This is a genomic window from Providencia sp., assembly GCF_003533305.1.
In the GTDB taxonomy this organism is placed as follows: Bacteria; Pseudomonadota; Gammaproteobacteria; order Enterobacterales; family Enterobacteriaceae; genus Providencia.
Window position 1 is genome coordinate 34,642 of record NZ_DOEH01000012.1, and the last position, 20,291, is coordinate 54,932.

21 protein-coding genes are annotated in these 20,291 nt (G+C 38.3%); 7 read left to right on the forward strand and 14 right to left on the reverse strand.

Annotation, left to right across the window (positions count from 1 at the left end):
- Window positions 1–182: 182 nt before the first annotated feature.
- From DD649_RS05780 to DD649_RS05790, 3 genes are all read right to left on the reverse strand, one after another.
- Window positions 183–1,529, reverse strand: a complete 1,347-nt coding sequence (locus DD649_RS05780) for an NCS2 family permease (RefSeq protein ID WP_294104568.1) — start codon at window positions 1,527–1,529, stop codon at window positions 183–185.
- Between the two features lie 480 nt (window positions 1,530–2,009).
- A complete protein-coding gene (locus DD649_RS05785) occupies window positions 2,010–3,206 on the reverse strand; it encodes an MFS transporter (RefSeq protein WP_294104570.1) in 1,197 nt (398 codons plus the stop codon).
- Between the two features lie 201 nt (window positions 3,207–3,407).
- Window positions 3,408–4,160: a sulfite exporter TauE/SafE family protein gene (locus tag DD649_RS05790; RefSeq protein ID WP_294104571.1), complete on the reverse strand. Its 753-nt coding sequence runs from the start codon at window positions 4,158–4,160 to the stop codon at window positions 3,408–3,410.
- Between the two features lie 216 nt (window positions 4,161–4,376).
- On the opposite strand from DD649_RS05790, the gene DD649_RS05795 reads away from it, so the two are divergent.
- On the forward strand, window positions 4,377–4,934 hold the full coding sequence (locus DD649_RS05795; protein ID WP_294104573.1) for a helix-turn-helix transcriptional regulator: 558 nt from the start codon (window positions 4,377–4,379) through the stop codon (window positions 4,932–4,934).
- On the opposite strand, the gene DD649_RS05800 is transcribed toward DD649_RS05795, so the two are convergent.
- From DD649_RS05800 to ivbL, 4 genes are all read right to left on the reverse strand, one after another.
- A complete protein-coding gene (locus DD649_RS05800) occupies window positions 4,931–5,593 on the reverse strand; it encodes a hypothetical protein (protein ID WP_294104575.1) in 663 nt (220 codons plus the stop codon). The genes DD649_RS05795 and DD649_RS05800 overlap by 4 nt on opposite strands.
- Before the next feature lie 259 nt (window positions 5,594–5,852).
- The gene (gene ilvN / locus DD649_RS05805) at window positions 5,853–6,137 is read right to left on the reverse strand and encodes an acetolactate synthase small subunit (RefSeq protein ID WP_294104577.1); all 285 of its coding nucleotides are present in this window, start codon (window positions 6,135–6,137) and stop codon (window positions 5,853–5,855) included.
- Window positions 6,138–6,139: 2 nt separating this feature from the next.
- Entirely contained in the window at window positions 6,140–7,837 is a 1,698-nt protein-coding gene (ilvB, locus tag DD649_RS05810; protein WP_294104579.1) for an acetolactate synthase large subunit, read from the reverse strand.
- A 102-nt stretch (window positions 7,838–7,939) separates the two neighbouring features.
- Window positions 7,940–8,032 (reverse strand): ilvB operon leader peptide IvbL, encoded by a 93-nt coding sequence (gene ivbL, locus DD649_RS05815; RefSeq protein ID WP_294104581.1) that lies wholly within the window; start codon window positions 8,030–8,032, stop codon window positions 7,940–7,942.
- Window positions 8,033–8,411: 379 nt separating this feature from the next.
- Between ivbL and DD649_RS05820 the strand changes: the two genes are divergently transcribed.
- The 3 genes from DD649_RS05820 (at window position 8,412) to DD649_RS05830 (ending at window position 10,878) form a co-directional block, all read left to right on the forward strand.
- Window positions 8,412–9,578, forward strand: coding sequence for an MFS transporter (locus DD649_RS05820; RefSeq protein WP_294104583.1), 1,167 nt, complete (start codon window positions 8,412–8,414; stop codon window positions 9,576–9,578).
- 113 nt (window positions 9,579–9,691) lie between these two features.
- Window positions 9,692–10,339, forward strand: coding sequence for an N-acetyltransferase (locus DD649_RS05825; RefSeq protein WP_294104585.1), 648 nt, complete (start codon window positions 9,692–9,694; stop codon window positions 10,337–10,339).
- 131 nt (window positions 10,340–10,470) lie between these two features.
- Window positions 10,471–10,878 (forward strand): helix-turn-helix domain-containing protein, encoded by a 408-nt coding sequence (locus tag DD649_RS05830; protein WP_336429500.1) that lies wholly within the window; start codon window positions 10,471–10,473, stop codon window positions 10,876–10,878.
- 210 nt (window positions 10,879–11,088) lie between these two features.
- On the opposite strand, the gene DD649_RS05835 is transcribed toward DD649_RS05830, so the two are convergent.
- Window positions 11,089–11,571, reverse strand: a complete 483-nt coding sequence (locus tag DD649_RS05835) for a DUF2938 family protein (protein WP_294104588.1) — start codon at window positions 11,569–11,571, stop codon at window positions 11,089–11,091.
- A gap of 357 nt (window positions 11,572–11,928) precedes the next feature.
- Here DD649_RS05835 and DD649_RS05840 point away from each other — a divergent pair, with 357 nt between their 5' ends.
- The 3 genes from DD649_RS05840 to DD649_RS05850 all read left to right on the forward strand — a co-directional run bounded on the left by DD649_RS05840 (window position 11,929) and on the right by DD649_RS05850 (window position 15,798).
- A complete protein-coding gene (locus DD649_RS05840) occupies window positions 11,929–13,506 on the forward strand; it encodes a PTS transporter subunit EIIC (protein ID WP_294104590.1) in 1,578 nt (525 codons plus the stop codon).
- A 13-nt stretch (window positions 13,507–13,519) separates the two neighbouring features.
- On the forward strand, window positions 13,520–14,881 hold the full coding sequence (locus tag DD649_RS05845) for a 6-phospho-alpha-glucosidase (RefSeq protein ID WP_294104592.1): 1,362 nt from the start codon (window positions 13,520–13,522) through the stop codon (window positions 14,879–14,881).
- Between the two features lie 146 nt (window positions 14,882–15,027).
- Window positions 15,028–15,798 carry a MurR/RpiR family transcriptional regulator gene (locus DD649_RS05850; protein ID WP_336429505.1) on the forward strand — a complete coding sequence of 257 codons (771 nt, stop codon included), beginning with the start codon at window positions 15,028–15,030 and terminating at the stop codon, window positions 15,796–15,798.
- 38 nt (window positions 15,799–15,836) lie between these two features.
- Here the strand turns inward: DD649_RS05850 and DD649_RS05855 are convergent, their stop codons facing one another.
- The 6 genes from DD649_RS05855 to DD649_RS05880 all read right to left on the reverse strand — a co-directional run bounded on the left by DD649_RS05855 (window position 15,837) and on the right by DD649_RS05880 (window position 20,278).
- Window positions 15,837–16,304, reverse strand: a complete 468-nt coding sequence (locus tag DD649_RS05855) for a GNAT family N-acetyltransferase (RefSeq protein WP_294104596.1) — start codon at window positions 16,302–16,304, stop codon at window positions 15,837–15,839.
- A gap of 597 nt (window positions 16,305–16,901) precedes the next feature.
- Entirely contained in the window at window positions 16,902–18,008 is a 1,107-nt protein-coding gene (locus DD649_RS05860; protein ID WP_294104676.1) for an adhesin, read from the reverse strand.
- 13 nt (window positions 18,009–18,021) lie between these two features.
- The gene (locus tag DD649_RS05865) at window positions 18,022–18,552 is read right to left on the reverse strand and encodes a fimbrial protein (RefSeq protein WP_294104598.1); all 531 of its coding nucleotides are present in this window, start codon (window positions 18,550–18,552) and stop codon (window positions 18,022–18,024) included.
- Complete coding sequence (locus tag DD649_RS05870) at window positions 18,552–19,085, reverse strand: fimbrial protein (RefSeq protein ID WP_294104602.1); 534 nt, start codon at window positions 19,083–19,085, stop codon at window positions 18,552–18,554. Before DD649_RS05870 ends, DD649_RS05865 begins: the two co-directional genes overlap by 1 nt.
- Entirely contained in the window at window positions 19,078–19,512 is a 435-nt protein-coding gene (locus DD649_RS05875; RefSeq protein WP_294104604.1) for a fimbrial protein, read from the reverse strand. Before DD649_RS05875 ends, DD649_RS05870 begins: the two co-directional genes overlap by 8 nt.
- A 31-nt stretch (window positions 19,513–19,543) precedes the next feature.
- The gene (locus tag DD649_RS05880) at window positions 19,544–20,278 is read right to left on the reverse strand and encodes a molecular chaperone (protein ID WP_294104609.1); all 735 of its coding nucleotides are present in this window, start codon (window positions 20,276–20,278) and stop codon (window positions 19,544–19,546) included.
- Window positions 20,279–20,291: the final 13 nt, after the last annotated feature.

Sequence of the window (20,291 nt, forward strand, 5' to 3'; positions counted from 1 at the left end):
GACCCTAATTTTCAGTCAAGCCAGTCACGCGCAGAAAATATGTATTTCCACTTAATTCACTGACCTATGTATATTCTATCCTTAACCCACTCTGTGACGGTGAAATAATTTACACTTTAAGATTAATCGCAACAATACGTTAAAGGGCGACTAATGCCGCCCTTCTATTGATATGAAAATGGCTAAATCGCCAAATCAGCAGCATAAAACGCTACTAAAAGAACGGCAATAACGATAGTTCCAATGTTCAGCTTACGCCATTCACCCGCACATAGGCGACCAATGACCAGTGATGCAAAGCCCAACATAATACCTGTGACGATATTACAAGTCAGAACGATAAATACCGCACAAAGCAGACCTGACATCGAATCGACAAAATCATCAAAATCTAATTTTGAGACGTTACTTAACATTAGCAACCCAACATACATCAGCGCTGGCGCAGTTGCATAAGCAGGGACAAGATAAGAAAGTGGTGATAAGAATAAAATGAAGAGGAATAAAACACCGACGACGACCGCCGTTAAACCTGTACGCCCCCCCGCAGCAGTACCCGCAGCTGATTCAATATACACAGCCGCTGGGGACGCACCGATAACCCCCGCAAAAATGCTACTCACGGAGTCAGCTGTTAATGCTTTACCGCCATCAATAATTTGACCGTCTTTATCGAGCAAATTAGCTTGCCCAGCAACCGCGCGAATAGTACCTGTCGCATCAAATACAGCTGTCATCACAAGCGCTAATAGGCTCGGAAGTACCATCGGCTGTAAAGCGCCCATGATATCCATGCTAAACATAAGAGAAAGGCCATCTTCACCAAATGAAGGTAACTTAAAGAAACCTTGGTATTTTACTGTAGGATCAAAAATCAAACCGAGGATTGATATCGCGATAATAACCAATAAAACGCCACCCGGTACACGACGTTTTTCTAAACCAAAAATAACTGCCAAGCCCGCTAAAGACATCAACACAGGGAAAGATGTAAATTCACCGAGTGCAACAGGCAGTCCTGCATTTGGATTTTTAATCACTAAGCCAACACCATTAGCCGCAATTAATAATAAAAATAAGCCAATACCGATACCCGTACCATGAGCAATCCCCATCGGCATATTGCGTAAAATCCAACTACGAATTCCCGTGACTGAGATTAAAGTAAACAGACACCCCATTAAAAAGACGGCACCTAGCGCCACAGGGATTGTAATTTGTTGCCCAAGAACTAAGCTAAACGCGGTGAACGCGGTTAATGAAATCGCACAACCAATTGCCATCGGCAAATTAGCCCATAATCCCATCAACAAAGAACCAAAACCCGCCACTAAACAGGTTGCAATAAATACGGCGGTCGGTGGAAAACCAGCCTGCCCTAACATGCCAGGAACCACGATGACAGAATAAACCATCGCTAAAAACGTCGTTAAGCCTGCAATGATTTCGCGACGAACTGATGAGCCTCGCGCTGATATCTTAAAATATGAATCCAATTTACAATTGGATGAAGCCTGTTGGCCTGACATGGCGTACCTCTGCTGTTAGTGTCTAAAATCAATTGATTTAGCGATGTAATTTTTTTCAAAAATACCGAATTCTTTTTCTTAACTAATCGCATTAAGCAGACTTAGCAAACCTTACGTAATCGATTACGTTTTGAAAAAAATTGCATAAATTGAGAAATAATTCCCAATAAAAACAATAACGCAAACGTTTGGCTTTAAAAAAAGAGAACGGGATACTGTGAGGAAAGCAATTATCGTTTGAAAATGGGTCGTTAATCAAGTGTTTTTACGTTTTAGGTTAATACGATTGCTGTATTAATTCTGTCAATTTATTCGAAAAAACACCCAAAAAAGATATTCATAATGTGATTATGATGAGGAATATAACTGTTTTTGCATATGGATTAAATATAAGTTGAGCTGTGGTGCAGTACAAAAATGTGGCTATAGATCTGTAGTTAACGATAAGAGCCCAACTACAGACCTACTGAATAATAAAGCTTACGGTGTGGCTTGCACTGTAACTTGAGCGCTATATTTTTCACGAGTGAACCACAAAAATACAGCCGCACCCAAAATTAATAAGACAGGTAATCCTAAAGGTGAAATAGTTGTCGCCACACCCGCTAATAAAGGCCCTGAAAGATTGCCGAGTCCCCATAACATTGCGGCTGCTGCATTAGCGATAATTAACTCATTACCTTTAAAATATTGTCCAATTTGCACTAACGCAATCGTATAAATTGCACCTGCTGTCGCGCCTAATACAAATAACAATAACCAAATTAAATAAGTATTAGTGATCACCACGGGTAATAATATGCTTGCCCCCAAGGTCACGACACCACATATTCTATACAGTTTTTCTCGATTCATATGATCAGCAAGCCAGCCAAAAGGCATTTGCATAATTGCGTCACCGGCAAGTATTGCACTTATCATCAATGCTGCAACGGCTTCTGTATGCCCCATTCCCATGCCATAGATAGGAAACATAGACAGAATTGTGCCATCAAAAAAGGCAAAAAAGACAATTCCAGCGCAAATACCCGGGGCAACTTTCACAAACTGAAGGATCGAAAAATGAGATTTACTGGCTGTCTTAGCAATGCGATCGCCTATTTTTTGATCCATCAATAAAAAAAGTGCAACTGAAATAAGGTGAATTAACGTACAAATCAACAGTGGCGATTTATCTTCAACACCGTAATAAGCAATAAAAGAAGGTCCAAGTAACTGACTAACAGTAAAGACCGTCGTATATATCGCTAATATTCGCCCACGTTTGTTTTCGGAAGACAGTTCATTAATCCATGTCTCCCCTAAACAAATCAATACACCACTCGCTAGACCTGTAATTAAACGTAATGGAAATAATAACCAAAGCGGTAAGGAGCTCAGTAAAGGTAACAAACTAATCGCTGAAATAACGGTCGCAGCCAACATAGCTTTTCGTTTACCGCACCATTGAACAATACGTTGAACCACCGGGGCGATTAAAAACATCCCCAAAGCTGGCGCGGCAGAAATAATACCAATATACAATTCGCCAACACCATAATTATTTAATCTAAGCGCCACCATTGGAATACTTAAGCCAATAACAATACCAATCACAGCGATACTTGTTGTGATTGTAAAAATAGCAAAGGAAGGTGAACGTCGAATATTTTGTAAACGCTGATTATCAGGACTCATTTTGACATTAATCTGCTTACTTGAATAAAAGTAACAGAATTAAACTCCATAAAAACAATATTTAGTTGAGATTAAAAATCACGAATAATTAAATAAAAAGCATAATGCATGTGGTAATTGTAGCATAACCTATAGATTACCCTGCTAAATTAAATAAAAATAATTTATTATGTATTTGTGTTCTTAATAGAGTAATAAAAATTAAAGAACAAAGAAATAGCGATATAACAAAGCGATACCTGAAACTAAAATAACAATATTAATTGTCTTCAAGAAAGCTTCTCGAGATATTCTTAATGTAATATGTCGTCCTGCCCATGTACCTATCAACATCGCGGGTGAAAAAGCAAGAGCTACCAATAAGATATCAAGGTTAAGGTAAACGCCCATCACTAAAAAGATAATCACTCGAGTTAAGGTACTAAAGCCAATTAATGTCATTTGAGTTGTACGAAACCGCTGTTTATCTTCAATTCGACTCGATAAATACATCGCGTAGATAAAACCACCACTACCAAATAAAGCACTAAAAACCCCACCAATGAGGCTAAATGGCACAACATACGCTTTAGAAAACGGGGCTTTTTTCTTCTTTGAAAAAAAAGCATTCAACACATAACCAATAACAAAAATCCCCAGTAATAAAACAAGAATATCAGGACGTGTTTTTAATAAAATAGCCGCACCAATTAAACTTCCAACTACCATTAATGGAATAATCCATTTTATTTCCTGATAATCTGCATTTTTTCCATCTTTAAACAAATTTAAAACCGCCGCTGTTAAATCGATCAACGCTAATATGGGGACAATCATGCTTAAAGGTAGATAAAGTGCCAATACTGGCGTTGCAATTAATGCGGAACCAAAACCTGCCATACCAAAGACTAAATAAGCAAACAATAATGTGACAAAACAAATTGCCATATCAAGAGATAATAATTCAAATGGCATAGTCGTGAATTCCTTAATTTTTCAATTTTCCTACTATAAATTCTTCCGAGCACATTAAATAGTGTTATTTTTTTTGCAGTTAAAATATCAAATATTTATTATTAATAACCCTACATTATCTGCAAAATAATATGTCTATATCGGTGATTTTCTGACATTTCATTTTCATGATGGTAGAATTAACAGAATAAATTAGAGCTTAAGGAAAGATGAGTCATGGATAAAAGGATTAATATAAAAATTGGGCAAAAAGTGCGCCTCCTAAGGCAAGCTAGAAACCTTTCCTTAAATGAATTATCTCGCCTATCTGGAATATCTAAAGCCGCATTATCTAAATTAGAATCCGGCGGCTCTAACCCGCGCATTGATACTTTAGAGGCAATTGCGATTGCTTTACGCTTTCCTTTAAGTGATTTATTCACTCGCCAGCATGAAGCCTACCCCTATTTGGTAAAATCATCGCCTTCTGACGAAGATTACTCACAACAGTTTAAATTTCGCATTAATATGGGAAATATTTCAGAAATTTGGCAACTAAATATGAAACGAGGGGCTCTTATTAATAGCCCAGCACACATGAGTGGAACCCATGAACACATTATGTTGCATTCAGGTTCACTCATGTTACGTTTGAATGACTCTCAAACTATTGTACTGGAAGCAGGTGATTTTTATGCATTTAGTGGTGATTTGCCCCACGCCTACTTATGCATGGAAGAAGATGTACAAGCCACCGTTGTGATGACGTATTCCCATCTTAGTGATGGCATTTAAACCGCGATATGTTTTGCATCATAGCTAATGCGCAATACATTTTTCTTATATTTCATTGATTTTATAGAAAAATCCTCAATACATTCCAATGCATTTACATGCGTACCACCACAAGGCATTTCTTCCGTTTGATCAATATAACTAATGCGTAGTTCACCCTTTTGAATGATTTCTACAACCCGTTGACTGTTTAGGCTTTGATTAACAATTAATTCAATTTGCTGACTATCTAACTGTTCAAAAGGCGTCGCATCATCAGAGTACATGGTGAACTCAACGCGTGATTCATCAGGAAAATGATGTCCTTTTTGAGCCATCCAACCAAAGCGTCGCAATTCCCAGTTTAACAAATGCCCCGCTGTATGCAGAGCCGCATAGCGACGACGCTTTTCACCATCAATATGCGCTTTAACTTGTTCACCTTCATTCAGAACTAATTCATTCGGAATATAAGCAATAATTAAACCATTAAGCTGTTTCTTAATTCGAACAAGCTCATTATTTATCCAAGCAGTATCAACGGGTTGCCCACCACCTTGAGGATGAAAAATATTATCTGTCAGAGCAACCCAGCGCCCTTCTTCATCTTCTCCTTGTGCTAGTAGCATCGTTTCCACTTCATATTGATAAGTATCAGTAAGATAAATATTATTTTGCATAAAAATCAGCCTTTATAAATGCTTTCCCCAATAAGTGACGTCTTTATGGAGATTCTTTTTTCAATAACCTTGTTATATCACCACTGTTCGTTTTAAGAAACAATTCAATCTAAAAACAAACAAATGTTGCAATTTTGAGATTCAATACCGTTTATATCACTATAAAAGTAGCGTACTCTAAAATAAAAATCAGCCTGTAATCTATGTTCATAAAAAATTGAACACAGATTGCAGACTGATTAAAAGGAAGAATTAAGTCTTACTGCAAATAATTTTGCATGGTCTCAAACAAACGTAAATCATCGCTAAAACGAACCTCTTTTACATCTTCAAGTTTTTCGACTTGATTAACCATCTGAGATAAACGTTCGTCATTTTGAACTAATAGCCAAATACGGCTTTCATCTTTACCTTTTATAGGCATACAGAGAATGCCGTCAACGTTAAATGCGCGGCGGGCAAACAAACCACAAATATGTGACATCACCCCCGGATGGTTACGAACGATTAACTCTAATGCAATTGGCTGATATTCAAGTGTCATAATTACGCTCCGATCATGTCAATATTAGCGGCACCGGGTGGAACCATTGGATAGACCTTCTGATTTACATCGATCAAGGCATGAATTAAACAAGGGCCTTTTCTATTCATCATGACCTCAAGCGCCATTTCAGGATCAGCTTCATTATTTAAGTCACAAGTTTGTAAACCAAAGCCTGCCGCAATTTTAACAAAGTCAGTCTGATACGGATAAGCTGCAGCAAATATACGATTTTCAAAAAACAAATTTTGTTGCTGATGTACCATTCCTAAAGCTTGATTATTCATTAACACGATTTTTATATTGAGATTGTGCTCCGCCGCAGTTGCCAACTCCTGAATATTCATCATTAAACTTCCATCACCCGTAAAACAAACCACGGTTTTATCCGGATTCGCTAGCGCTGCACCAATAGCCGCGGGCAGACCGAAACCCATCGTACCTAACCCACCCGACGTTAACCATTGGCGTGGGCGCGTCAAAGGATAAACTTGTGCGGCCCACATTTGGTGCTGCCCTACATCTGTGGTCACAATAGCCTCTTCCCCAGCAGCACGCGCCGTGGCAAGTACTAACCCATAATGGCTAAGTGGATTATCTGCTTCGCTTAGATCTAAAGCATAATTTTGTTTTAATTCATTAACTTGCTGCAACCATTCTTTACGCTCATTTCGTTCGACAAGTGGTAACAGTAATTCCAATATTTGTCCTGCATCTGCATGGATAGCAATGTCTGGCCGCTTAATTTTGCTGATTTCGGCTTTATCGATATCAACATGAATGATTTTTGCATTCGGACAAAATTTTTCAGCGCGACCAATCGCACGGTCATCAAATCGAGCACCGATAACAATCAGTAAATCAGATTCTTCCATCACCATATTAGTGCTACGAGCAGCGTGCATACCTAACATCCCCAGATAAAGCGGGTGCTGGATCGGTAACGTCCCCAAAGCCATTAATGTCATGGTAGTCGGTAATGAAGCTTTTTCTGCAAAAGCGATAGCTGTACTCGTTGACTCGGAACTAATAACACCGCCACCTAAATAAAGAACGGGATGCTTAGATTCATTGATCATTTTCGCTGCTTGAATGACTTTTTCCATCTCAAAGCTAGGTGGTTTATCTTTAGGCGAAATATCAGGCAATTCAGCTAATTCTATAGTTGCGGTTTGAACATCCTTTGGGATATCAATCCAGACAGGTCCAGGCCGCCCTGATTCTGCAATACGAAATGCATCACAAATAACTTGTGGTAATTCATTGATATTACGTACCAAATAATTATGTTTAGTCACAGGAATGGAAATACCATAAGTATCCACTTCTTGGAATGCATCAGTACCGATCATGGAAGAAGGAACTTGGCCAGTAATACAAACTAAAGGGATAGAATCTAGTTTTGCATCGGCGATAGCCGTAACAAGATTAGTAGCTCCCGGCCCACTTGATGAAATACATACAGCAGCTTTACCCGTTGTGCGGGCAATCCCTTGAGCAATAAAACCTGCGCCTTGTTCATGGCGTGCAAGAATATGCTGTATTTTTTTACTTTGCCCTAAAGCATCGTAGAAAGGTAATGCCGCGCCACCTGGTATACCGGAAACAAGCGTAATACCATGTTTTTCTAAGAGGTGAACAATTAATTCCGCGCCTGTATAACGGGTTTTCCGTGGTGATATTGTATCCGACTCGCTCATAATTTTTATCCTTCACTTGCCTGCGGGTCCAAGCGAAGAGTCATAAAAAACCCCGCTCGGTTTGCGCCGGCGGGGTTTCAAAATCTGCGTTGATTTGACCCGTTACGGCGCTAAGCCCACGACCACCACCACACGCACGACCACCGCGGCACATGGCGCGGTAAGTAGTAGTAGGTTTAAGTGATTAGTCGTCATATTCACGGGTTCTTCCTGTTTAATCTATCTTGTTTAAATTATTCATTTTTATTTTTTAACTGTCTTTAAGAAAACATAATTTTTTTCCCCTGACAATCCTTTTTTTTATTTTTATAACGTACACGCATTAAATGAGACCTAAGTCACAAACCATTCTATTAGTTGAATACTCCGATATTATTTAAAATATAAGAATAAATCACCAATAAAAATAGAGTGGAAATATTGCGAATCCCTCTTGACTTAAAGTCAACTTGAAGTTGTAAAATTCGATTCATAACTTAAACCAAAATGATTGCAGTTATAAAAATAACAGCATGAAAACTCCGTTTAATACAGCAATAACAATAACATTTATTTTTAATATATTGAGGATCTCATGCCAAAATCAGTTTGGTGGTTAGCCATTTCTCTTTCTTTGTTTATAACTGGAAATGCGATTGTACTTTCTGTTGCTGTCGTGATCGGAGAATCTCTCGCGACAGATCCGACCTATTCAACAATTCCCTTATTAAGTCAATATGTTGGCCTAATTATGGCCACCATTCCAATTGCTTATTTAATGCAAAGGTATTCAAGAAGGATAGGTTTTATTATTGGAAATATTGGTGGGTTAATCGGTGCTATTCTATCAATTATTGGTGTTTTAGAAAGTAATCTCATTTATTTTTCGATTGGCTTATTCTTTACTGGAATTGCAATTGGTACTGCACAGCAATTTCGTTTTGCGGCATTAGATGAAGCCCCTAAATACCTACATGCTAAAGCAATTGGGTTAGTCATGAGTGGTGGTATTGTCGCCGCGCTCATAGGGCCGACCCTCGCAATAACAACTCAAGGATTTTTTGCAAAGTATCCATTTGCAGGGCCGTTCACTGCGTTAATCGGTATTTATTTGATTGCATTTCTTTTGCTGCTCATCGTTCCATTGAAGAAAATCACTAAAACATCCGAAGAGAAAAATGCAGTAAAACGTAGTTATAAAATTTTGTATTCTCAACCAATATTAAGATTAACTGCCTTTGTTAGTGCCGTGGGTTACGCGATTGTCGTTTTCACTTTCGCTTCAATTCCATTGTCGATGAAACAGCATGACTTTCCTTTTTCATCAATCGCAATTGTTTTCCAATTTCATATTTTAGGTATGTTTGCCCCTTCTTTCTTTACTGGGCTACTCGTACATCATCTCGGGGCTAAGCGTATTATTTTTTGTGGCGTCATTTTACTTATGTTATCTGCCGTCATGAACTTGATTGGTCATAGTTTTTATCACTATTTATTAGCGGGTATCTTTGTTGGTGTTGCTTGGAATTTAATATTAATCAGTACTACAAATTTATTACCTCACTGCTATGAACCTCATGAAAAAGCCAAAGTGCAAGGTATGACTGATTTTTTGATCTACTTTTTTGGTGGGGTTGGAAGCCTTGGTGCCGGTGTGTTATTTTTCACTTTAGGGTGGCAAAGCATGAATATTCTCTCCATCGTCATTTCGCTGCTAATTCTTTTAACCTACTGGCGGTTAAAAGCGCACATTCCTAGCTAAGCGATCACTAAGAGAATCATGTAAAATATCAGTTTTATAAACTAGTCGAATAGCAATAAGTCCAATTAACTGAGTTTAAAACACTTATTGCTATAATTAAAAAAGGATTGAAAATGTTAAATGAAAAATCGGATTTCGATGTTAGCGACTTAATCATAGAACCTCTTTCTGAGAACTCAGTTTTAGCATCGTCAGCGCTATTTTTTCAGTCTTTTGCTAATAAATTTAACAAACTTAAATTTTCGTCAAAAGCCGAACAACAATCTTTGTTCAATGAATTATGGAAATTACATTTTATTGAACAATCTGAGCAACAATATGTTGCCTCTTATAAAGGCGAAATCGTAGCAGCCTTTGGTATCTGCATGGCAACTGATAAGCCAGTAACAAACCTAAATTTTGCAAGTTCAGCACTCAAACTAAGTCGACAATTTGGGTTATTAAAAACAATAAAAGCCACATGGATCTGTTCGTTATTCAACCACTCACCAGATGATCATGAAGCCTATATCTCTTACATTGGGGTAAGTAACCAATTCCAAGGTAAAGGAATTGGTAAATATATTCTACGCTGGATTATGGAATACATAAGTAAAAACAATAATATAGATTATATCTCATTATATGTTGCACAGAATAATACTGGTGCAAAAAAGCTATATGAAAATTTAGGATTTACAGTAGATAAATATGAAAAATCGCTTATCACTCAACTTAGCATGAATGTTAATAGCTGGTTTTATATGAAATATGTATTTTAATTTACTTATTTTTTATAAATAAACTCGTTACTACATAATCACGATTTGTATTATACTTTGTTTAATCTTTATTTATTTTAAAACAACACAATGAGGGATATGCTGCAAATAAGAACCGTAGGAAATAAATTATGCATAAAGAAATATTAGTTTTATATAGCCAAAAACACACTCAATTCCAATCAATCATTATTAATGAATTAATTGATTGGATAGAAGTAAATTTAACTTGTCGTTTATTGCTTGATGATATTGCTAAAAAGTCAGGATACACAAAATGGCACTTACAACGTGTATTTCGAAAAATAGTTGGCATGCCGCTTGGTGAATATATTCGCCGTAGAAGGATCAGTGAAGCAGCAAAGGACCTCTGCTCAACAAACCTTCAAATCATTGATATAGCTTTAAAATACCAGTTTGATTCTCAACAATCATTCGCGAAACGATTTAGAACATATTTAGGTACATCACCATCCATATATCGAGTTTCGGGTTTTAGACACAATGACCCATTGTTGCTAAGGTCCAAGGTAGCTTGATAGTTCAATATGATAAAATATTATTTTAAAATCGTAAATTCTCTCAATTAAAGTAAGCTCTATGTGAAATACCACTAGAGCTTAATCTATTTAAAAATTAAAATTAATAAACTCTTAATGTTCTATTTTCTATTTTTGATATTATCAGAATAAAAAATAAATTTATAATTTTGCTGAAATAATAATTAGGATTTATTATTATCGTTTTTTTTAGATAACGTCGCTAATCACTAATCCCGTAAGATAAAGTCCAAGACCAAATGCACTATGAGCCAGAAAACTCATTAAACGGACTTTATTTGGATGCGGCGTTTTACACCCCATAACCCCGAAACCAAATCCTGGTTGCATCATAAAATAAGGTGCTGAAACTGTAATAACACCCCAAATATAAGCAGGCCAAAATGTAGGTTGAGCAAACCAACTATCCCCTACAAAATAGATAAAAATAAATGAAAAAATGATACCAATACCGTAATGAGCAGCCCAGCCAAGCGCACTTTCACCATATATCGCGTCACTTTTCATAATAGGATAGTGAAAAAAGCGTCCTTTAAATAAATAACCGACCCATCGACCAATCATAGACATACCAAGAGTTGGTATTTTGAATAATTTCAGTACTAATGACCAAATATCCATCACTATCGTAGCACCAATACCGAGAATAATAGCTAAAATGATTGTCGACACTTGTTTTTTCCTTTAATTAAAACTCAGTATTTTATCAATGTCAGATGACATTATATTTATCTGTATGTTTAGCCATACTAGCAACCCTAAAGCATTCAGCGTCAATTCATACGTGCTCTTTATGTCACTACTTCAAACCTTCCTTACTTAAATAATTAAAATGAGTTCTAGTTTTTCCACCGTATAAAAATTGGAAATTTAAAATTCCGTCAGTGAGCTGTATCACATGGCAAAAGGTAACATGTTACTTTTAAAGTGATATGTTTTTAAATCAATCAGATAGCTTGATTTTGATTAGTCGGCAACGCAAGATGCTGGAATGGTATTGAGTGTGAAATAACAATAACGAGACACTTTATGAAAAATATTATTAATGCCTTGCAAGCCTTCGGTAAATCACTTTACGGGCCCGTTCTGATCTTGCCCATTGTGGGATTGTATATTGCACTCGGTAATCTATTTGGTAACGGTAATCTTGCTGAATACTTACCTTTTTTAAATCACCCTATTATCCAAGGAACCGGTCAATTACTCGCTAAATCAGCGGTATCCCTTCTCAGTAACTTAGCGCTCATTTTTGCCGTTGGTATCCCGGTAGGACTGGCTAAAAAAGATAAAGGTTATGCAGGACTTATTGGTCTTGTCGCATTTATCATTTTTATTAATGCTATGAATATCATACTAACCCAGCAAGATAAATTACTGACTATAGAAACAATGAGAGCAGCAGGTCACGGTTTAGTACTTGGCGTACAAGTGCTAGAAATGGGCGTTTTTGCAGGCATATTAACGGGCGGATTTTCAGGTTGGCTCTATAACAAATATTCAGGCCGTCAATTCAACGGCATCATGGCAATCTACTCAGGCCATTGTTTTGTCTCTATTATCACCATTCCTTTTATGATCTTACTTGGCGTGCTGATGAGCGAAATTTGGCCATTTGTTCAAGCCGGGATCACCAAACTGGCTCTTGGCATTCATGGTGCAGGTGCTTTCGGGCCGATGATTTATGGCTTTCTCGAACGCATACTGATCCCAACGGGCTTACACCACCTCGTTTATACCCCATTCCTCTATACCGAGCTTGGTGGCGTACAAGAAGTTTGTGGCACCGTATACCAAGGCGCACGCAATATTTATTTTGCTGAAATGGCGTGTCCGTCGGTCACTAAGCTTAGCCCTACCGTGGTGTGGGATGCCCGTGGTATTTCAAAAATGTTTGGCCTAACTGCTGCCGCAGCAGCAATGATTATGTTAGCTAAGAAAGAGAAAAAACAAATCGCCAAGGCTATTTTGATCCCAGCTGCTGCAACGTCCCTTTTACTGGGTGTCACCGAACCTTTAGAATTTTCATTTCTCTTTGTCGCCCCAATCCTTTTCTTTGCTCATGCCATTTTAACAGGCATCGGCATGATGCTGTTCTACCTATTCGATGTCCATGCTATCGGCGCAAATGGCGTCATCGATTTTGTCTTATATAACCTGCCATTAGGCATCGAAAAGTCAAACTGGCCTATGTATATCTTAGTCGGTGTGATTATGGCTGCGCTCTATTTTGTCACCTTCCGTTTCCTAATTTTGAGATTCAACCTTAAAACACCAGGACGTGAAGCTGATGACGAAGAAACGCGCCTCTATAGTAAAGCGGATTATCAGCAACAACCACAATCTACTGCATCGTCCACGACACCGCTTACTGAAACCGGACCTGTCGGTGAGCAAATTATTGCAGGACTGGGTGGAAGAGAAAATATCGACAGTGTTGACAACTGCTACACCCGTTTGCGAGTCACTGTAAAAGATGCTGATGTCATCAATGAAGAAACGTTAAAACAAACAGGTGCCAAAGGCGTTGTGCGCCATGGGAATAGTGTACAGGTAGTCTATGGACTGCATGTCAAAAAAATGAGAGAAGCGGTTGAAGCCGTACTTTAATAGGAGAAATAACATGAATAAACCCCCATTCATTCTGAGTATCGCGGGTGGCGGCAGTACCTATACGCCAGGAATTGTAAAAAGCCTAATGGTGCGCTTAACTGACTTTCCAATTGCTGAAATTCGGTTGTACGATATTGATGCTAATCGCCAAAATGTTATCGCACCAGTAGTAGAAAAAGTGATTCGTGATCATAGCGAAACCATTAAATTTACCGTCACCACAGATCCAGAAACGGCATTCAGTGGAGCACATTTTGTGTTTGCTCAAATGCGCGTAGGCCAATATGCCATGCGTGAACAAGATGAAAAAATCCCACTGCGCCATGGTGTTGTAGGTCAAGAAACTTGCGGCCCTGGTGGTCTAGCCTATGGACTGCGTACCATTTTGCCAATGGTTGAGTTAATTGATTTTGTAGAAAAATATGCTAATAACGCATGGATTGTGAACTATTCTAACCCCGCAGCTATTGTGGCAGAAGGGGTTCGCCGTTTACGCCCTCATGCCAAAGTACTCAATATTTGTGACATGCCAGTCGCCGCGATGCGTAATATGGCAGCGATCCTCAATGTTGACCGCCATGACCTTGATGTAGACTATTTTGGACTAAATCACTTTGGTTGGTTCACATCTATACGCGTTAAAGGTGAAGAGAAACTGCCTCAGTTACGTGAGCACATCGCAAAATTTGGCTTATTAACGGAAGATGCCGCACAAACAGATCCACAACACTCAGACCCTTCATGGGTCAAAACTTGGCGTAATATTCAGCCTCTAATGGAAGCATTCCCAGATTATATTCCTAACCCATATCTGCAATATTATTTAATGGCTAATGATATGGTTGAGCACCAAAATCCTGAGTATACTCGTGCCAATGAAGTGATGGATGGTCGTGAAAAGCGTTTATTCGAAGCGGCTCGCGTTTATAAAGAAACCGGTATTTTACCTGATGCTTTCCACGTTGGTGTCCATGGTTCCTTTATCGTTGATGTTGCTTGCTCATTAGCCTTTAATTTACGTCAACGTCATCTAGTGATTGTTGAAAATAAAGGGGCAATTGCTAGCCTACCTTTCGATGCAATGGTCGAAGTTCCCGCTTACATTACAGCCCATGGTCCAGAACCAATTCGTATTGGTGAAATTCCACGTTTCCATCAAGCGCTGTTAGAACAACAATTAGCCTCTGAACAACTATTAGTTGAAGCGACTCTTGAAGGAAATTACGAAAAAGCGTTACAAGCTTTTACATTAAATAAGACCGTTCCATCTATGGTTCACGCGAAAAAAATTCTGGATGATATGATTGAAGAGAACAAAGCTTATTGGCCTGAGCTGCGTAAACAATATCAAGAAGGTAAATTGATAGCGTAATCAGCGTCAAAGGTTGTGACTTAAATAGAGAAACAACTCTTTACTTGCACTTCATCTGAAATGGATAAAGAATGCTGATAATCTTAACTATCAATCAGCATTCTTTTATCTTATTTCTCAGATGACTTGAAGAGGGGAAAATCTCAGTGTCCAATCGATTAGCCTCTTTGGTTGCAAAGGCCGGTGATTTAACGAAAGCTGAATACCGCATACTCTCTTTTCTGACTCATCATCCTGAAAAAATAGGACAGCTTACGATCCGAGAGCTCGCAGCGCTCAACTATGTTTCTACCACTACCATTATGCGGCTGTGTAAAAAGCTCGATTTTTCTGGTTACAGTGAACTAATTTATTACTGTAAGCAACAACTTGCAAACCCACAAAAAGAGCGCCCAGCTTTATCATCCATTGAAAATCGCGATCCTTTATTTTCTCAATTTCAGCTCAATTACCAAAACACACAATCTTTAATACCTGATGTAACAAAACACGCCTTTATTAAATTAATTAATGAACAAAATGCTTTTTTTATTTATGGAGCGGGGTTTTCGCATATATTTGCCCAATATATCAGTAAGCGTTTACAGTTATTAGGCAAAGAAGCCTTTTTATCTGGGCTCAGTGATAGCAAAAATATCTTTATAAATAATGCATCTCGCTACTCAGTATTTTTAGCGGTTTCGCGCTCAGGAGAAACTGAGCAAGTTTTAGAAAAAGTACGCATAGCAAAAACAATAGGTATGACGGTAGTAGCCTTTACCCGTGCAAGCGCAAACAGTTTAGCGTCCATGTCAGATTTGCATTTCCCTATCTATGACGATGCTGTGAGCTATCACAATGATACTATTGAAATATCTTCATTCGAATCAAATTTAGTGATGATGTTTGATTTGCTACTGTTGCAGGCTTTGTCTTGAGTAAAACTCAATGATAGGCGTTATTTTTAATGTTTTAGTTAAGATATAAGTATTTTTTTCATTGATGCATTTTCTAATACAACCCCATGTCGCACAGGAAATTTTCGCTCAACAACATAAAAGCCATTATGTAGAAAAAATGCCTCGGCGGTTTTACTAACATCTGCAGTCAGAGTGCTAATACCACGAAGCTTAGCCTCTTCATGAATATGCTTCATGAGTGATGTACCAACGCCTTGTCTGGCATATTCTCCTGAAACAAAAAAATGGTCAATATAACCATTAGGTTGTAGATCGGAATATCCAACAATTTCCTCATTAATAACCGCAACATAAGGCTTTAACGCTCTGATACGAGAGGCCCATAAAGCCATGTCGGTATTTTTAGGTACCCATGCATTTATCTGTTCCTGAGTATAATCCTTTGATGCGATATCATGTATTGCGCAGCTAAAGACCTTAAATAACTGCATTTCTTCCCCATTAATCAGGTTTCTAATTATCATGATATTTCTCTCAGCTAATATTGTTACCATATTGCGATAATAATACGTAAAAGCGGATGATTCACACTCTTGGAGTAGAGCTCTACTGGACTGTCTCACATCGATTTGTAATGGTCTAATAAAACTGTAACGATTTATAGCTTATAAACTCGAACACTTTGATAATGGGATCTATTCACTTTAAATATAACTTATTCATATTTTGAAGCGAATCTGTGCCACTGTTAACAGCAATATCCTAACAATGATAAGAAAAAATTAATAGGAAAGACATCACCGCCAAGCTCAATTACGAAAAATATTACGTATATAGTTGTAGTGATAACCTCACCACCAGTTTTACTTCTGTAGCTCATAGAGCCATGTTTGGCCTATAATCCACTTCGAGCTCTAATGCTAAAAGTGGATTACCCAACAAACAGATGAATGTGTCAGTGCTCATTATCAACTTAATTTTTACAAAAAACTGGTCATAATAAGTCTTTTAGAGCTGCGGCAATCTCATGATAATGTTAGAAGCAAAATGATCCCATTTAAGACATTTATATTATGAGGATTTGTCTTCTTTTTCACAAAGCTCATTTTGCTGCAAGTTCCTTAATCAAATGTAGCGATCAGCCAAGCAGAACCTTTATACTCTCCAGCAACTGCATTAGTCCCTTGAATATGACTACTAATTTTAATCGTTCTCAAATCTTGAATATCAATTTTAAAATCTTTTCCTGTTTGGCCTGATACTTCATCCATCATTGTTAATTCACTATATATTTTATTTTGACCAGATTTCATTGGCAATCGTTGTTGAGGGTCGCTATCAGTCGCATAATCCAGACGTAATCGCACTTTTGTTGATTGTGAAAATTTGCAGGTATAAATAACATTTTCTGTCACTGTACTATTGTAGTTTAAGCTATTTAACTGTCCATGCCGTAAGTTGACCGTCCCAGCTTGCCCTGTGCTCGTCATTGTCGAGCAAGACGACCCCACATTTAGTTGTGATGCAGCTAGACGCATTGGTACAGAAGAATCGCTTAATGGCCATGACGTTTGAGGTGGCGCTAGCCCTGAACGAGTAAAGGCGCGCACATATCCACCGAGCTCCATCCCAGCAATGGGTAATTGCCCATCAATAATTCGTTCATTAATATAAAACGTCACCGTAATAGGAAATTGTACGGTAAAATCAGATGCGTTCAAAGTTGACGACGGTGTAGACAGTGAACATGCCCCACCTTCAATGTTTATCCATTGCATAATACGTGTGTCAACCGTCATCACTAAGTTATTGTTAATACGGTATGCCACTTTACCATCGATATCGGTACCTGCCATTGGTGCAAACATAAACAAGCGATGATGAGCACTCTTCGCTGGAATATCCGTACCACCAGGCCATACCCCCCACCAACTTGTTCCAGTACATTTTACAAGTCCAGTAACACTGACTCCTATACTGTTTTCATTGATAGAGATAGGTTCACCAACACGATAGTAATTTTTACCATTCGTGCCTTTGATAGGGTTTTGTGCAATGATAGAATCACTTGCTAACTTGATTATATAGCCCGTGCTAGGATCTTGAATGCGTGGCGCATAGTCCGCATTAGCCTGATGGCTCAGTAAAAGCCCACCCGTCAACAAGGCTAACGCGATTAAAAGACTTATCTTCTTCCACCGCAAAAACTGGGATTCCAATGTAAACATCACAAAATACTCACTAGTTATAAGTTACAGAAAGCGTTACCGTTGAAGTAAACTTTCCTTGCTCTAATTGATTAACCGGAATAGCACTGACTAACTGCGCTTGAATACTCATACGATAGAGGGTAGCCTCAATTCGTTCAGGATAAATACGTTGTTTTTTGCCCATTTCCAATGGGCGTACTGTTTCACCTGTTATATCTTTAAAATCAATACCTAGCCCTTTAGTACTAGTTGCTAATATATTTTTTCCGTTATACAACAAAGTGCTTCCCTCTTTTGGATTTAACAGTATTGCTAATTCATTACTGAAATTACAACCTGAAATATAGAGTGAAAAATCTTTCACGACCTCAGTATTATTTAGATTCTCAAGGTTGACCCTGTTAAAACCAATCTTTAGGGGGGAGCTGCTATTTTCACTACGAATATTACAGGCGGGAACAACCATTGTGGCTGTAACATCAACCAAAACATCAGCATGACTCCCCAGCGGTACTACCCATAACCACCAAAAAACATTTTTAACTATACTGAGTAGTCTCATTATTCATACTCCACATTGAAGGTTACTATACCTGAGAAGTCACCAATTCTGGCTTCACCGGTAGCCGGTTTACGGACAAAAACACCAAAACCAATCTGTTGTAATCCTTCAATAACACTGACATCACTAATCACTACCGGTGTATTCCATACAATGGGTTTTTCATTCTGATCGTTCAGTCCCAGTAATACCCCACTATCCCCTTTAGTGGTTAAAAAACTATTGCTGCCAATATTGATTAAGCTATTGCTTTGCCAAGTTAATTTTATGCTTTTTCGTAAATCGGATTCGCTGCATTTATCAATAGCGATAGTAAACGGTGTCACCGCACTGGTTTCATGTTCATTTATCTGTTGCCACCGTAAGTTATAAAGTGTGATTTTTTTATTAATTGATTCGGTCGCAACTTTGCATGAGGTTCTCACTAGCTCACCACTAAACTCGACATCTAAACTGTTTGCCGCCAAGACCTGAGACTGCCAACCTAAAATAGCAGCAAAGAAAACACCAAATGAGATGACCTCCCTATTCATAGTTCACCTCTAAACGTAGCGTCTGCTTATCTTTCACCAATGCAGGCAAATAAATTAAGTTATTACCATTTAATAATGAAAGAGGATAACGCGAAGAAGACACCCCCCGTTGCACATCGTAAAATTGGACAGTAGCTGGTGTATTCGCCATCACATCAGACAAATTCATTTGTTGATAATCCCGTCCAGCGCCACACCCCGTCAAACTCCAAGTTTCTTGGAAAGACAAATTACAAGGGGCATGAAACAAAGTGACATTCACTTGTATTCTACCTTGATGTAATGCGTCATAGTTCAATTGACTGACAGGCGGACTCACAACAGCGCTTTCAGCCATCACTAATTGGCTCAACCCGCAGCCAACTATGAGTAATACCGTGTAGAACCATTTAACTTCTATAAAATTTTTTTGTTTATTGGTCATCATTGCCCTGCCAGCCAATACGTATGAAGAATGACTATTCACCCGTGACTGAGCAAATATCACCTTGACAACGAAATTGAAGTGTAGGTTTTCCGCCATAATCATTAATATAAGTCAGATAAGGCGTCGCTAATAAAGGTGACTCAAGATCATGCGTAGACTTTGGCGGCACCATCACCACATTAAAAGCATTTTGCTCTGCGGCCGTTTTGCTTTTCCCTAATCCAATCACGGTTAAGTAAAATGGTGTGGTATTATTGATACGGTAGCCTTTTGCTATTTTCGTTAATGTAACTTTATGCGCCCATTTTGTTTCTGATTCGGACAAAATACTGGCAGGTCGGTAGAACAGCTTTACTCGTGATTGCAGTGCAATTTGTAATGTATTCCCATCTATTGATCTCGGTGGTACTTCACGTAAATTGAAATAAAATACCGATTCTCTGTCTTGGGGTAATTTACTGAACTCAGGCGTTAAGCTTAAACGCACCAAGCTATTACTGCTTGGTTCAATACGCTGCAAAGGAGGAGTGGCAAGAATCGCCCCTTTAGTTAATTTTTTACCTTGTAGGTCTTCAATCCAGCTTTGAGCTAGGTAGGCTTCTTCAGGGTTATCATTAGTGATCGTGACATTAATGGATTTAGCCGCACCCGGAAAAATAATCCGAGTCCGGTCTAAAGTCACCGCACTATATGCACTTATTGATACCAATGAGATAAGACAAAAAAGTATGCCAAGCAGCCCTTGGCGTAAATGTAAATCCAACATATTTAACCTCATA